The organism is Cupriavidus sp. 01L45 (genome assembly GCF_056399885.1).
In genome coordinates this window covers 1-358 of sequence record NZ_JBFTSG010000195.1, presented here as the reverse complement: position 1 = coordinate 358, position 358 = coordinate 1, and the positions used below count along the sequence as shown (strand labels likewise).

The following is a 358-nucleotide window of genomic DNA, read 5'->3' as shown; positions in this document are numbered from 1 at the left end:
TGACTGGCTACATCCGTGATTTGCACCCCGGACATAACCAACATGTTTTACTGTGCGAGCACTTTATAACTTGTAAGCTAAAAGACCGAAGTCTTCCGCATCCGCTATCAAGCGCCCACACTTATCGGTTGTTTGTTTGTTAAAGAACTGGCCGCGGTTCGCTTTGCTCACCGCGTCGCTGCGTTTGCTGCAGCAGAGAAACGAGATTATGAAGAGCAATCAGCGTTTCGTCAACAGGTTTTTTTACTTCAGTTCGCCGCGCCTTTCGCGCCGCCAACCACCCCTGCCAACCCCGCAACCCTTGTCCCGCCTGCTTTGCAGCGCGGTAGTTGTGTTGCGAGGGGGCGAATCTTAAGGG

The 358-nt window shown here is 52.8% G+C and carries 1 protein-coding gene; it reads right to left on the bottom strand.

Annotated features, from left to right (window positions below):
- Positions 1-139 precede the first annotated feature (139 nt).
- Positions 140-358, bottom strand: a 219-nt coding sequence (locus AC1DT6_RS40685; RefSeq protein WP_477112261.1) for a hypothetical protein, incomplete at its 5' end; no start/stop codon positions are given.